The sequence below is a fragment of the Plantactinospora siamensis genome (assembly GCF_042434095.1).
Classification (GTDB): domain Bacteria; phylum Actinomycetota; class Actinomycetes; order Mycobacteriales; family Micromonosporaceae; genus KBS50.
In genome coordinates this window covers 1-14,002 of the sequence record NZ_JBHLUE010000005.1, presented here as the reverse complement: position 1 = coordinate 14,002, position 14,002 = coordinate 1, and the positions used below count along the sequence as shown (strand labels likewise).

Genomic DNA, 14,002 nt, shown 5'->3' with positions numbered 1-14,002 from the left:
CCGGGAGTGAGGCGAACCCGTCGAGGGGCCAGCGGCGCGGCGGCACGGGCCGGGCCGGTTCGCCGCATTCGGGGCATCGCAGCGACCCAGGCGCGACCGTCGGGCCGTGGGCGTGGCGCTCATGGTCGTGTGTGGTCATGGTTCGTTCCTTCCGTGGCGCTTGTGGGTGGGCGCGCGGGTGCCGGGGCCGGGCGTGGTGCCCGGCCCCGGCGGGGCGGTAGATCAGGCCGCTACCGGCGCGGCGGTGGCCTCGTCGGTGACCGGCTCGTCATCGGCCTGGTCACGGGCGGTGGTGTCCTTGGGCGGGGCCATGAATGCGCGGACCTCGGCGGTCGGGGCGGGCGGGTTGTCCGCGAGGGCGTAGGTTTCCGGGGCCTCACGGGTCAGGATCAGCACCCCGAGCCCGGTCAGCTTGTCCATGCCGTTGCGGACCGCCCCGGGGCTCCGTCCGCCGATCTCACGGGCGACCGTGCCGGGGGTGACGTCGTGGTCGGGGCCGAGGTCACGCATGAACGCCTCCACCCGGTTGCGCAACTCGTTCTTGCCCAGCTTGGCCGACCCGTCGCTGTTAATCTCACCCGTGGTGCGTCCGACGCCGGTGGTGCGGCGGGCCGAGGGTCGGCGGATCTTGCGGGTGTGACCGCACGTCGGGCACGTGGAGTGCGTCGGCGCGTTGGCCGGGTCCACCGTGGCGAGGTCACCGTCGCCGATCACCCACAGCTCGTCACCGTCCTCGGTGACGGGCAGGCGGCGGGCGGCACCGGCAACCTCCATCGCGGCGAGGATCGTGTCTCCCATCGCCACCGACAGGCCGCTCTCCCCGATCGCCGCATCGGCCGTGATCCCGTCCGGGTGCCCACCCAACACCCCCGCCATGATCAAAACCTTCAGGTCGGGCTGACGCGGGCCGACCGGTGCCCCGGACACGGGCGCATCGGATACCGGGGCCTCGGGCAGGGGTGCCTCGTCGGCCGTGTCCGATGTCGTGTCCGCGCCGGCCTCGTCGCTGGCCGCGTCTGTCGCCGGGGCGTCCTCGGCCGCCCGCTCGTCGGCGGTGGGCTCGTCAACGGGGGGCTCGTCGCTCGCGTCCGGCGTCGTGTCGGTGGCGGGGTCGTCCTCGGCTGCCGGGTCGATGGTGGCGGTCGGGTCGGTGGTGGTCTGCCAGGTGTCGGCGCTCTTGCGGTTGCCCTTGGCCGGGTCGGGGGTGCGGGTGGCGGTCCCGGCGGCCTCCATGGCGGTGAGCGCCTCGGTGACGACCGGTAGCGGCAGGTTCGCCTGTCCGGCCAGCTTCCGGGCGGTCACGCCGGGGTAATCGCGCAGCGCCTCGGCGACGGCGGACCGGGCCTCGTCGGTGCCGGGGGTGAGAACGATGTTTGCGGTCATGGCAATACACCTCCACATAAGGGGTTGACGAATGGCGATTCCGCATACGCGTGATGCGCATTGTTTGCGGTTCCGCCGGGGCGGTTTTTGTTGCCCACGTCCATGGACCCTCTGCACGCGCCGACTGTCAACCCTGTTGCGCAAGACTCTTTACGGGGACCACGCCACGCCGCTTCCGTTCTCGATTTCAGGAACCGCTACCGTCGCCTGAAACGCCATTTGATGGCCCCATGCCCGACGCTGCTACCCGTTCCGCGCCGCTCCGTGGTGCTGCATGGGTCGACAGTGCGGCGGCCGCTCACACCGTCTTACGGGCTCGCGATTTCCGGGCCGAAACGACTACGCGGCGTGCCCCGAACGGACCGGACGCGCGGCGCTCACCGCAACCGATGCGGATCTCCTCGGAATGTGTAAAAAAACCACTTCATGAATTTACAGGGCCACGCCTTTTCGGCGCATGAATGGAACCGGGTCAACCGCATTGTTCTCGGTAGCGGGATAGCCTTCGTGGATCTCGTAGTGCAAATGTGGGCCGGAGGAGTTTCCGGAACTCCCGACGTGTCCGATCGGCTGCCCAGCGATGACCGTCTGCCCTACCCGCACCATCGGTTGTCGCACCATGTGGCAGTACCGCGAAACGATGCCGCCCGCGTGGCGGATCTCCGCGTACCAGCCGCACCCGCCGAGGCCGAGGTAGCCGTCGCTGTCGCAGGGCATCGGGCCGCCGCTGGGTCCCCACGAGTTGCCCCCGATGTTGCACCGCACGCGTACCACCACCCCGCCGGACGCGGCACGGATGACGCTGCCTTTCGTGGCCATGATGTCGACCCCGTCGTGGCTGGGCCGGTCGGCAGTGCGGAAGCCGGCGCCGATCGTGCCGGCCACGGGCCGGGTCCAGCCGGGGGCGCTGACCGGCGCGCCGTCGCAGCCTGGCAGCGTTCCCCCGGTGTACGCGGTCACGATGGCGCTCGCGCGGGGCTCGTATTTGGCGTACGCGTCCGGGTACGCCGACCGTTGCACCTTCTGCGCGGCCTCGGTGAGCGGCAGCCGTTCCCACCCGGGGACGGTGAGGAGACGCTCGTACAACTTCCCCGCGGCGTATTCGGGGTTCATGATCTGTTCCGGGGTGCCCCATCCTTGTGACGGTCGCTGCTGGAACAGCCCCAACGAGTCATGATCGTTGTTCGGGTCGAGGTCGCCGTGGTTTACCAGCGAGGATTCTTGGAGTGCGGTGGCTATCGCGATCACCCAACCGCGCGCCGGTACCCGCAACCGCTCACCCACGGTCACGATCACCCCGGCGTTACGGGCCTGCTCAGCCGACAACCCCGCCGGGGTGGCGCCGGGCACGGTGACCGCGCCGACGCAGCTACCCCCGCCGGACGCCGAGGAGACGACTCCGGCGGTAGCGGCCGTGAGCAACAGCAGCAACCCGGCGGCCCCGGGCGTGACCCAGGCCGCTACTCGTCCCACGGCGCGTCACCGTCCTCGACCGGTGCGGGCAGCTCGGCCAGGCTCACCCGGTCGGGCCCCCCGACGACGCGCCAGACCGGCCCGGCCGGGCCGCCGGACGCGGCTGTGTGGTCGGCGGCGGCGGTGGCGACGGTTACCCCGTCCGGTACCCCGGTCCGCCGCAGGTGGGTGTGCAGGTTGGCCTCGCGGGCTGCGGTGGGTAGCCAGAACAGCACCGGGTACGCCCGCCGGGGCGGTAGTGCGGCGTACCCGGTCAGCTTGCCCACCACCCGGCCCAGCGACTCGGTGCCGAGGTCGACCTCGACCCAGAACGGCACCGCCGGGCCGTTGTCGGACCACACGCCGTGCCCGTCCGGGTGGACCAGGTTGCCGCACGCCTCCCGGCACCGTGCCTCGTTCCACCACCGCGTCAGCCGCGCGCCGGGGTGCGTGCGCGCGTACGCGGTCAGCGCGACGAAGAACCCGTTCACGGCCAGGAGGTGCGCCAGTGTCGGGGACATGGCGAGGCGGGCGGTGGCGTCGCGTACAGCGGCCGGCCGGGGCAGCGCCTCACCGCGTCCGGCCGCCAGGAGGGCCGCGCCGACCGGGCCGAGGGTCCACCGCCACGCTTGCGACCCGGGGCGTTGGTAGTGCCGGAACCGGTCGAGGATGTCTCGGCTGTGGAGGGTGTTGAGCCGGTTGCGGGCACGGCCAACGGATCCGAAGGCCAGGTCGACGAGCTGGTCGGTGGTGAAGGTCCGGTGCTGGTCGAGCAGGTCGAGCAGGAGCCGGTCTCGGGGGGTGAGCCGGCCGAGTTCGGCAGCCACGACCGACGCCGTGAGGCGGCAGCTGCCCTTGGCTGGTGTGCTGGTGGGAGGGATATCTCTTATCAGTCGGTTCCGGTCCACGGGTCCTCCTCAGCCCCGTCCGCGTGCGCGTACGGCGTGTTCACGGGGGCGTGTTCACCCGGCTGTTCGTGGTCGTTGCGTTCCTCGTTGGACCAGTCGTTAGAGGTCTCGTTAGACCACTCGGGGTGTCGGGCGAAGGTGTTGCGACCCACCAGTTCCACCATTGCGCCCTCGACCGACGTCGGCCCCTCGGCCGGCACGGCGGCGGTCGCGGTCTCCCCGAGCAGCCGGCGACGTTCCTTGGCGGCAAGGCCGGTGTGGTCGCGGGCCGCCCGCCGCAGCTCGCCGGCACGCCCCTTGACGGGCGGGGGTGGGGGCTCGGTGTCGGCGGTGACCGGTGGCACGATCCGCCCGCCCGCGACCGGCCGCAGGACGACTTCGTAGCCGCCGAGCCGGATCAGGTCCCCGTCATCGAGGTATGGGCGCAGGTGCCGGGCCTGGTCGATGGCGTCGCGAGGGGCGAGGGCGAAGTACACCTTGTTCCGCGCGTTGGCGTCGATCGCCTCCACCATGTCCCCGGATAGTTGGCCGAGGTACTGGTGGGCCAGGACGAACGAGGTGTGCAAGCCGCGGGCCTCGGCGAGCGCGTCGTCGATCCCGATGGGCAGATGCAGGAAGTTATGGCACTCGTCCAGCACGATCATCGCGTCGGGACGGTCGTCTTCGGGGATGCGGGCGCGGGCGGTCGTGGCCTGCCACAGGCCCGCGATGAGCAGGGAGCCGACCAGGCGGGTGCCGTCCTCGCCGAGGATGCCCTTGGGCAGCCGGGCAAGCATGATGCCGCCGTCGAGGACGTCGGCGAAGGAGAACGTGGTGGCCGGCGCCCCGAACAGGCTGTTCGCCATGGGGTGCGCCAGCACGAGGCGCAGCCGGGACAGCAGCGGGGCCACGAGGCCGGAACGCTGCGCGGCGGGCAGCTCGTTGAACCCTTCCCAGAACTCGCCGAGGGTGTTGCCCTCCCACGCGTTCAACCGGCTGGCAACGGCGTTGACCCGGGCGGCCCTCCAGCCGGAGTCCGACAGCAACCGCGGCAGCTGGGCCAGGGTGGCGCCGTCGAGGTGGGCAAGGGTGAGCAGGCCGTGGTAGCAGATGTCGGCGGTGCGGTGGCCCCACCACCGCGACCACACCTTCGCCATCACCGCCGTGAGGTTCGCGGCCACGTCGTGCGCGGTGCCGCCGTGCACGCTCGGGTCGAGCAGGTTGATCGCCGGCGGCGCGGCCCGCTCGTCCGGGTCGATGAGCACCAGGCGGTCACCACAGTTCTTCGGTAGCCGGGCCAGCAGGTCACGGATCAGGTCGCCCTTGGCCGGGTCGAACGCCGCGACGCCGCGCCCGGCCTCCACGTCGTCCAGGACCATCCGCATCAGCAGGGTCGTCTTGCCCGTGCCGGTCGGTCCGAGCGCGTGGACGTGGTACCGGCAGTCGGTCAGGGAGATCCCGACCCGCATCGGCGGCCCGGCGTTGGTGATACCGATGACCTTGCCGCCCGAGCCGTGCCGTTGGTCGAGCGGTACCAGGTTGAGCCTGCGACCCTCCGGGCGGGCGTTCGATCCGGTAGCCCTGTTCTTGATCTTGTTCAGGGTGTGCTCCAGACGGTCGGCGGCTCGTCGGACCGCTGCGGCGCAGCTGGCGGATCGGCGGGTGGCTGGCGGTGCGGGGTCGGCGCGGTGCGGAAGACTTCGCGGGTGGCGGCCCGACGCCGTGACGCCGCGCCGGGGAGTCCGTAGGCGGCCGGCTCAGCGGGCAACCCCGCGAAGGCGGCGGCTTCCGCGATGGAAGCGAGACTCATCCGGGACTCCGGCACCCACCGGTCGGCCGCCGCGGCCGCACCGTGCCGTAGCCGGCGGCGGGTGAAGTGCGCCGACAGCAGCCCGAACCCGGAGGTGACATCAGCCGCCGCCGCGAGGGCAGCGGCCTTGGTCGGGCCGGCGGCCACCGTGTATACGGCGACGAGCAGGTGAGGTGCGTCGGCGTACTTCGCCCGCGCATGCCGGGCCAGGTCAGCGATGTACGGGTCGGTCGGGCTGGTGCGCCGCTGCGGGCTCGATGGGCCGGGGGTGAGGAGGTTCAGGGCCCCCAGGATCAGCGCCCTCAGTCCATCGGCGGCCAGCCCCGGGATACGGGCGGTCCCTCGGGGGCGGTGGACGCGGTGTGGGTTGGTCATCGCGCGGCGCAGCACGCGTAGCCGGTGGGCTGGTGCCCGGCCGAGGTGAACTTGCAGGAGCGCGCCGCCGGTGCGCCCGGCCGAGGCGAGCCCCCCGAAGACGGCCCGCAGCCGATCGTCCTCGGGGGCGCCCGCGTCCGCGCCACGGCGCGGAGCAGGTGTAGCGCCCTCGACCAGGGGTCGCCAGTCCGGCTGGGTGGGCCAGACCGCGAGGGCGGCCACAGCCCCGGTCGTCGGGACGGCCGGTGGGCGGGCCTGTTTGGCGCGTACGCCGGGCCAGCCGCGCTGCAGCAGCCGCACGACAGCGGTCGGGTTGACCCCCGGTGGCAGCCACAGTCCGCAGCGCATCCCGTCGGGGTCGGCTTCGACCTCCCAGACGAGCCGGGCTGGGCGCAGCGTCCAGCGGCGCGGCGCGGGCAATACGGTGGCGAGCAGCCGCCACAGGCCGATCGTCGCGGCCGGAGTGGCAGTCACGGGCGGGATGATCTCCAGCCACCGCGCTGCGGCAGCGTGCCGCCGCCAGACGCGCCGCCGCCACACCGCCCACATGACTCGGATGGCCATGAGCGCCGCCACGGCGACGAGGAGCAATGGCCACCGGTCACGGACGAGACGCCACACGGCGTCGGCGACGTCGTCATCCCAGGACCCGCAGAGCACTTTACCGACGAAGGAGCTGGGCCCACCGCCCTGGCCAGGCACACATCCGGCGGGCTCTGGAGGCGGGGATGGGGACAGGGCCGGGATGGGAACCATCAGGACTCCGATCGGCGGTGTCGAGGGAGGCTCGTCGGACAGGGTCAGCGGCGGCGGGCCGGTAGGCCGGAAACCGGGCCGGTGACGATCAGCTCGTGCTCGGTGGCCGAGGCGTGGCCGTGGAAGGCCACCCGCGCAGATCCCGCCGCGAGGAGGGCATCCCCGCGCTGACAGGACAGCAGGAACGCCCGCTCGCCGTCGGTGAGCCCGAACGCCTCCGCCACGGCGTCGATCGCCTGCGGCGCCTGCCGCAGCAGGATCTGCGTGGCCGCGTTGCTGACGACGGCGCGGCCGGTCTTGGTGGCGAGCACGTCAGCGGCGTCCTGGGTCACCACGGTCAAGCCCACGCCGTACTTGCGCGCCGACTTGGCCAAGGTCTCCAGGAACACGCCGCCGCGGCCGCCGGACAGCAGTTTCCACGCCTCGTCCACCAACACCATCCGCAGCGCGTCCGGGCGGGCGCCGGAGGCGGCCGCGCCGCGTACGGTGCGCCAGATCGTGTCCAGGGTGAGCAGCGTGCCGACCGGGTGAAGTTGCTCGGGCAGGTCCTTGAGGGCGAAGACCACGAGGTGCCCTTGTGCGGCGGTGGTGGTCGGCCCGTCGAACAGGCCCTTCATGCTGCCGGCGACGTAGGGGTGCAGGCGGGCGGCAACTCGGCGGCCGGCGTCGTCGGTGTCTTCCAAGGCAGCCATCACATCGCCGAGGAGCGGCGCGGGTCGCTTCCAGGTGCGCGGGTCGGTGGTGATGCCCTTGGCCCGGTACGCGGCCAGCACGGCGACATCGAGGGAGCGGGCCTCGTCGCCGGGCAGCGGCGCGGTGACGGCGGTGTCGCCGCTGCCCATGACGGTCACGAGCGTGTGCATGAACCGTGCCCGGTCGTGGAGGGCATCGTGGCCGGGCGGCAGGTCGAGAGGGTTGATCTTCACGCCGGCCGCGCCGAGGCGGACGACCGTGCCGCCGACCGCGTCGGCCAGGCGGAGGTATTCGTCTTCGGGGTCGATGACGAATGCCTCCACCCCGAGGCACAGGTTTCGCAACAGGTCGAGCTTGGCCAGGTACGACTTGCCCTCCCCGGATCGGGCGAGGATGACGGCGTTGTAGTTGGACTGCGCCCACCGGTCCCAGACGACGACTCCGGCCGAGTGGAGGTTGAGCCCGAATAGCACGCCCATGCCGCTGTCTGCGGCGGTGTCCGGCAGGTCGGGGCTGGTGAAGGGAAAAGACGCGGCGAGGGCGTCGGTGTCGAAGACCCGTTTCATCCCCAACGCGTCGAACGCGAGGGGTAGGCCGCTCACCCACCCCTGCAACTGCCGCCACGTCACCGGTGCGGTGTTCAGCAGCAGCGAGGAGGCCAAGGACCGCACCTCAGCCACCCGCTCCGCGAGGTCGTCGAGGTCGACGCCGTGGACGGTCAGGTACAGGCCGAGACGAAACAGCCTGGCCTCGCCTCGCGCCAACCGGCCGGCCAGCTCGGCAGCGTCGACCGCGGCGGCGTCGAGTTCGGGATCGTCGAGGCGGCCCTTGGCCGCGTCCTGGCGGCGGGAGGATTCGAACCGGCCGCGCTGCTTGCGCAGCCGCTCGGAGGCCACCGCGGGCGGGACCGGCTCGATGTGGAACGCGGCGTCAAGCAGGCCAGGGTAGGACAGGATGGGCTCCGCCCACCCGGGGCCGACCTCGGCCGGGTAGCCGACAACGGCCAGGGTGGCGCTGTAGCCATCGCCGATTCGCACGTGTCGGCCGTCGACCTCGACGGCGTCCGGTGAACCGGGCAGGACCGTCGCCGACTCAGACGCCGGACGCCGCCGTGTCGGCAGCAGTGTGGATAACAGGCTCACCGGTCGTCACCTCCATCAGGTGTGGGGTAGGGCGCGAGGGCCGGGGCGGTGGGCTTGAGGCTGGCCGCGAGCCGCACCGTGGCGTCCGGCCCATCGAGGACCCGGGCCGGAATCTCACAGCCTCCGAGCGCCCGGACGACCTCGGCGATGCGCTGTGCTGCGTGGGGTGCGCCGCGTCGGCTGCGCACGGCGACGGTGATCTGTCGGTGCAGCAGCTCGCGCTGCCTAGCGAGGTCGTCGAGGAACGCCGCGTGCGCGCGGGCCGCGTCTTCCAACGCGGGATGCGGCAGGGTCGGGGCGGCGGCGAGGAACCGGTCGGCGAGGTAGGTCAGGTCGACCCGCTGCGCCCGCACCACGATCTGCACCGGACTCTCCAGGCTGTGCAGCCACCGCGCGAACCCGGCTACCAGGCCGTTCTGTTCCCCTGCTGTCCGCAGGCCGAAGGCCACCGTCGAGGCGGCGACCAGGCTCGTCGTGCCGTCCGAGCCGAGGTCGATCAACCCGTCACTGGTGATGCCCTTCGCGGGCAGCCGCAGGGGTGCGGGCAGCGGGAGCCGGTCACCCGGCCCGGCGGTGGTCTGCACCCACGCCGGGGCCGGGACGACCGGTCCGTCGGTCGGCACGAGCCGGCGCGGACTGTGGCGGTGCCGCAGCGCCGCGAGGACCCAGGCGTCGAGGCTGATGCCATCGCGGCGGCCGACCGCGAGCAGGAACGCCCCAGCGGCGACCGGCGTCGCTCCTGCGAGGAACACCAGCGGCTGGAGGAGCGTGGCCACCGTCGTCCACGCCGCGTAGAGCAGCAGACCCGTGACGGCGAGGATCACCAACTGCCGACCGGACAGGTTGAACGCGATCTTGTCGGCCCGTTCGATGTCTGCGGGCACCCGAGCCCGCATCGGCGCCTCGTCGCTGCGGCGGCTCATCGCTGATCACCCCTCCGCTTCGACCGCCGTACCGGGGCGGACGACCGGGCCGGCGGCGGGGACGGGGACGGGTCGGCACCGGCAGCGGAACCCGGCGATGCCATACCGCCGGTCGGGGACGGCCCCGCCGCCGCGGACGGTGTCTGCGGCACGGCGGGCCCCACCGATCGGCGGTCGTCCGGGGACGGCGGTACGGACGGGGCCGGTGGACGGGGCGCGCTGGTGGACGGGACCGGACGGACGGCAGCCACAGGCGCGGCGGCTTGCCTACTCGGGGTAGGACGCCGCGCCGCCGTGGGCCGCGTCGCTGGGGTCGAGGTGCGTCGTCGTTCGCTGCCCGCAGGTGTGGTCGGAGCTGCGGAGAACACCGGGGTGGCTGGGGCAGGTGGCCGGCGCGGCGCGCTCTGCGGCGTTGGCGCGGCTGAGAACGTCACCGCCGGTACCGGACCGTCGGGCGTGGGTCTCGGGGCCGTGGTGGTGGCGTCGCTGAAGACGACTCGCGCCGGTGACCCGGCTGGGGACGGTGCAGTCGGCTCGGGCGAGGACGGGTGGGAGAACTGTGCGGCCGGGACGCCGCCGGACGGCGATGCCGATGGTGTGGACGGGGTCGCCGGGTGACTGAAGGGTGGTGCGCCGGTCGTCCCGGACGGCTTGGGCAGTGGGGTGTGGGTGAGGGGGGCATGGCTGAAGGCCACGGGTCCCGGCGGGGACGGCAAGGCCGGAGCGGGCCCCGGACGAGGTGGACGGGGCGGACGGAGGCCACCGGGCAGCGGACGGGGACCGGACGGGCGAGGCATCGTCCGTCCGGCGGTCCTCGCTGCGCTCGCGCCGCTCAGAACGCCGGCCGCCGCACCGATTGTCTTGATCATCAGAATGGCGTGGACGAGCTGACCGATCAGCCCTCGGCCGTGGCGCTGCCCGAGCGGGCCGAGGATGAACTGTCGCATCCACCCAGGCAGCTTGATCAGCAGCCACAGCATCGTCAGGCACACCAGCACGCCGAGCAGTCCGGCTCCGGTCGCGGGTACGCCCATCGCTGTTGGCCCAGCCGGGGCGAGGAATACCTTGATGCTGGCCATGACCACGATGGCCTGGCCGAGTTGCAGGCCGAGGCAGGCCAGCACGCAGCGCCACCACAGGTTGGCAACGCCTTCGGTGAGTGGACTGGCGTGGCAGATCAGCGCCACCGGAGCGAGGCCGAACAGAATGATGAGGGCAGCGAGGCGCAGCACGAACGTGAACTCCAGAATCAGGCACATCACGATCACGGCAATGGCCATGAGCACCATCAGGAAGCCGCCGCCTTGCAGGGCGTTGTCCACGACCTGCCGGATCGCTGTCGCGGCGGCCGGCCCGTCGATTGTGTTGCCGGCGATGGACACGGTCAGCGCGTTGGTCAGCTCGATGGCCTTCTGGCCGATGATCAGGCTGCAATTGGCCAGAACCACCCCCACAGCGATGCGAGGTAGCACCTGCTTGAGGCCGTACCGGGTCTGCAAGGTCTCCCGGACAGTGACCAGGAATCCTCCGGCGACGATGAACAGGACGAGGATGCCGTTGGCGATGGTCAGGCTGGTCGTCCAGATCGCCGTGACGTGCTCGTTGGTCGTAAGGTCCGGGGTGGACAGCCATGACGCGCCGAGGGCTTCCATCACGGGCTGCAGGGCCTGCTCAGCGGCCCACACGACCAGATCCACGACGGCCTTGCGGACCTGGCCGCCGATGTCGTACCAAGCCGGATCATCGTCGGCAGAAGGCCGGCCGGGAGTTGGGGCCGGACCAAGCGTGGGCGCCGGTGGCGACGGTTCTACGCCCGGCGGAAGGACACCGCGCTCAGGCACCCCGGGCATCGGCGGCAGGCTGACCGCGGTGGACGGCCCGACGGTCGGACTCGGCTCGGCATGAGCCGTCCCAGCCGCGGCGAGGCCCAGGCCGGCGAGAATCACGACGCCAAGCAGCAGCGCCACCGAGCGAATCGCGCGGCGGGATGGGACCGCACGGGCAGTCATCAGGCCACCCACGCGCCGACGATGGTCACGAACAACGGCGCCAGCAGCGCGAGGGCATACCCGATCGCGGCCGACCGCAGCGCGAGCTTGGCCCTCTCGACCTCGCCCGGGTCACCGTTGGCGACCAGGTAGCGCAGCCCGCCGACCGTCAGGAACAGCGTGGCAACGGCGACGAGGATGCCGACGAGCCAGGTCCGAATGTTCTCCGCGACTTGCTGGATGGAGTCCACGGCCAACACCGCCGGGGCAGGATCGGCCGCATACGCCGCGGCGGGGGCGGCGACAAAGACTGCCGTCATCGCGGCGGCATTGAGCAGGGCTACCCCGCCGAGGACAAGCCGAGTAAGGCATCGACGCAGGCGACGGACCGGCCGTCCGCCCCTGGCTACCCCGAGGCGGCGACGAGCCGCCTCGGGGTACGGGAAGGGGACGTGGTTCATGGCTTGGCACCTCCGGTGCGCACGTCTGAACAACCCGTCACGGGGCAGAGGTGCGCGAGTGGGCGACGAAGACGGGACCGGACGAGGCGCTTTGCGGTGACCTGCGGTGCCGACCGGCGCGGCCGTCCTCCTCACTGGGGAAGGCGGTGAGCCGGGAACCGTGCGGGGGCGTCAGCGCCGTCAACGGGTCCGGTCGGAAAGGATCACCTGCGCGGAAAGGTCCCGCACCAGGGGATTACAAATCCGAGTTGCGTGTTGGAAATCCGCAGCTCAGGCGGCTTGCTTACGGACGCTTCCGGGTGGTTAGCGTGTCGAGGCCCAGGGTCGCGGTGGCCTCGTTGATCACATCGGCGTACGGATCGGACAGGTCGCCGGCCTCGATCGCGGCCTTGAGCCGGGCGACAGCAGCCGTCCGCCGCTTGTAGAGGTTCCAGCGGGGCTTGCCGGTGCGCTCGGCGTACGCGGTGAGGCTGACCTCCTCCAGGTACGTCGCGCCGATCAGCTCCGCTTCCTGAACGGTGATGACCCCGGTAGTGACCGCGCGGGCGAGGATGAGATCCGGGTGGCCGTACGGGGCCGGCGGCAACACAGCGCCCGGGGCATGGTTCGGAGTCCCGGAGGAGGCCGGCTCCAGGTCCCGCAGTTCCGCGCGGGCCTTCGAGAACGCGGCCGACAACAGGTTCCCGACCATGCCCGGCCTGGCCGGATCGACCGTGCCGAGAGCGCGAAGGAAGTGCTCGACGATGGCGGCCTGCACGTCGCCGGTGAACAGCTTGGCCAGCAGATACGCCTTGAACCGCAGGCCCGGCAACGCGACGCCGACCGCACCAACCCGCCACGCCGGATCCCCGGTACGGGCACGCTGCACCAGCAGCCGCCACACCGCATCCCGAGCGACGTAGCCGCAGGACGGGTGCATCAGGATCGCCGACAGCTCCGGCAGGGCGATGACCCGACGGGGCAGGCCGTGGCCGAGACTGCGGCCATCCACCGACAGCGGGCTCGGCCCCTGCCCAAGCAGCCGGAACCGGTACTCGATGTCGTTGAGGAGGGTCTCGCGACACTGCCAGGCGGCCGGGCCGGTGGCGGGGAAACGACGGTCCATGGTGGTGCTCCCTCGTGATGACCGTGTGCCGGCCGGCGGACTGCCGGTCAGCGCTGTGCCACCACGCCACCAGGGCCTTTGAACAGATCCTGAACGTTGACGATCTTGTTCAAGCGGTCCCGATACGTGTTCAATGCGGTCGTCGCCAGCGCGCCTCAATACGCCTCGGCGGGAGTCCGCCGACGCCGGGAGTCGAGGTGTTCAATCCGTGGTCAGGCTGTTCAACCCCCTCCTTGCAGGCCACAGCCGCGTCGAGCCGGCCGGCTTGAACACGTCCGCAACAGATCCACCTACATCGGGAGAGTGGAGGGTCAGGAGAGGCCGCGGAATCGCCTGGGACAGGCTTGTTTATGCCCGGAGACGGAGAACCCGATGGTGTTCAGCAGGCGAGGATCTTGTTCAACCCGGTTAGCGATCTTGTTCAACCCGTCACGGCTGCGTCGCGGTCCTCTGGCGGCGTACGGGCCAACGTGCCCAACTGGGTACGCCCGAACCCGAACCTGTACAGGTCCATCACCGGGTTCCTCCCGAACCCCATCCGTCATTGCGTGCCTGTGCCACTACCGGCCGCCTCATCGAGCTGCTGGCGCAACTCGGCGGCCTCCTCGGTACGGCCAAGACCGTCGAGCACGTCCGCCAGGGTCCGATATGCCGAGAGCAGCTGTCCGGCGAACACCTGCGGCAGCTGGCGGACGAGCGGCTCGTAGAGGCTGATCGCCTCGGTGACCGATTCCAGAGCCTCAACGTAGTTGGCCTTCACGTTCACACACACCCACCCGTACGCCCACAACGACATGGCGAGGTCGGGCAGGCAAGCGTCGGGGTTGGCCTCGGCCAACCGGCGCCAGATGCGTACGGCTTCCTCGGCCGGGGTCAAGGCCTGCTCCCGCCGCCCCAGCCCGGACAGGCGATTGCCGAGGTTGTTCAACGATCCGGCGAGGTCGGGCAGGTAGGCGTCCGGGTTCACCTCGGCCAACCGGCGGTAGATGCGTACGGCTTCCTCGGCCGGGGTCAAGGCCTGCTCCCG

At 71.6% G+C, this 14,002-nt stretch carries 11 protein-coding genes; all 11 read right to left on the bottom strand.

All coding sequences use genetic code 11. The features are described 5' to 3' along the window. Positions 1–222: 222 nt before the first annotated feature. Positions 223–1,383: a hypothetical protein gene (locus ACFFHU_RS09050; protein WP_377337303.1), complete on the bottom strand. Its 1,161-nt coding sequence runs from the start codon at positions 1,381–1,383 to the stop codon at positions 223–225. Positions 1,384–1,815: 432 nt separating this feature from the next. After that, on the bottom strand, positions 1,816–2,856 hold the full coding sequence (locus ACFFHU_RS09045) for a M23 family metallopeptidase (protein ID WP_377337302.1): 1,041 nt from the start codon (positions 2,854–2,856) through the stop codon (positions 1,816–1,818). Further along, the gene (locus ACFFHU_RS09040) at positions 2,844–3,662 is read right to left on the bottom strand and encodes a replication-relaxation family protein (protein WP_377337300.1); all 819 of its coding nucleotides are present in this window, start codon (positions 3,660–3,662) and stop codon (positions 2,844–2,846) included. Before ACFFHU_RS09040 ends, ACFFHU_RS09045 begins: the two co-directional genes overlap by 13 nt. Positions 3,663–3,724: 62 nt before the next feature. Then, entirely contained in the window at positions 3,725–5,191 is a 1,467-nt protein-coding gene (locus ACFFHU_RS09035; protein ID WP_377337299.1) for a type IV secretory system conjugative DNA transfer family protein, read from the bottom strand. 128 nt (positions 5,192–5,319) lie between these two features. Continuing rightward, complete coding sequence (locus ACFFHU_RS09030) at positions 5,320–6,381, bottom strand: hypothetical protein (RefSeq protein ID WP_377337297.1); 1,062 nt, start codon at positions 6,379–6,381, stop codon at positions 5,320–5,322. A 326-nt stretch (positions 6,382–6,707) separates the two neighbouring features. Beyond that, entirely contained in the window at positions 6,708–8,498 is a 1,791-nt protein-coding gene (locus tag ACFFHU_RS09025; protein WP_377337295.1) for a VirB4 family type IV secretion system protein, read from the bottom strand. Beyond that, positions 8,495–9,421, bottom strand: coding sequence for a PrgI family protein (locus ACFFHU_RS09020; protein WP_377337294.1), 927 nt, complete (start codon positions 9,419–9,421; stop codon positions 8,495–8,497). Before ACFFHU_RS09020 ends, ACFFHU_RS09025 begins: the two co-directional genes overlap by 4 nt. Next, on the bottom strand, positions 9,418–11,271 hold the full coding sequence (locus tag ACFFHU_RS09015; RefSeq protein WP_512699513.1) for a TrbL/VirB6 family protein: 1,854 nt from the start codon (positions 11,269–11,271) through the stop codon (positions 9,418–9,420). Before ACFFHU_RS09015 ends, ACFFHU_RS09020 begins: the two co-directional genes overlap by 4 nt. Positions 11,272–11,429: 158 nt before the next feature. Continuing rightward, on the bottom strand, positions 11,430–11,870 hold the full coding sequence (locus ACFFHU_RS09010; protein ID WP_377337292.1) for a pilin: 441 nt from the start codon (positions 11,868–11,870) through the stop codon (positions 11,430–11,432). 283 nt (positions 11,871–12,153) lie between these two features. Further along, entirely contained in the window at positions 12,154–12,975 is an 822-nt protein-coding gene (locus tag ACFFHU_RS09005; RefSeq protein WP_377337291.1) for a hypothetical protein, read from the bottom strand. 541 nt (positions 12,976–13,516) lie between these two features. Then, positions 13,517–14,002, bottom strand: a 486-nt coding sequence (locus ACFFHU_RS09000) for a tetratricopeptide repeat protein (RefSeq protein WP_377337290.1), incomplete at its 5' end; no start/stop codon positions are given.

Bases quoted from the DNA above. Each gene is read 5' to 3' on its own strand.
- ACFFHU_RS09050 (WP_377337303.1), bottom strand. From the start codon at position 1,383: ATGACCGCAAACATCGTTCTCACCCCCGGCACCGACGAGGCCCGGTCC.
- ACFFHU_RS09035 (WP_377337299.1), bottom strand. From the start codon at position 5,191: ATGCGGGTCGGGATCTCCCTGACCGACTGCCGGTACCACGTCCACGCG.
- ACFFHU_RS09020 (WP_377337294.1), bottom strand. From the start codon at position 9,421: ATGAGCCGCCGCAGCGACGAGGCGCCGATGCGGGCTCGGGTGCCCGCA.
- ACFFHU_RS09015 (WP_512699513.1), bottom strand. From the start codon at position 11,271: ATGCCCGGGGTGCCTGAGCGCGGTGTCCTTCCGCCGGGCGTAGAACCG.
- ACFFHU_RS09010 (WP_377337292.1), bottom strand. From the start codon at position 11,870: ATGAACCACGTCCCCTTCCCGTACCCCGAGGCGGCTCGTCGCCGCCTC.
- ACFFHU_RS09005 (WP_377337291.1), bottom strand. From the start codon at position 12,975: ATGGACCGTCGTTTCCCCGCCACCGGCCCGGCCGCCTGGCAGTGTCGC.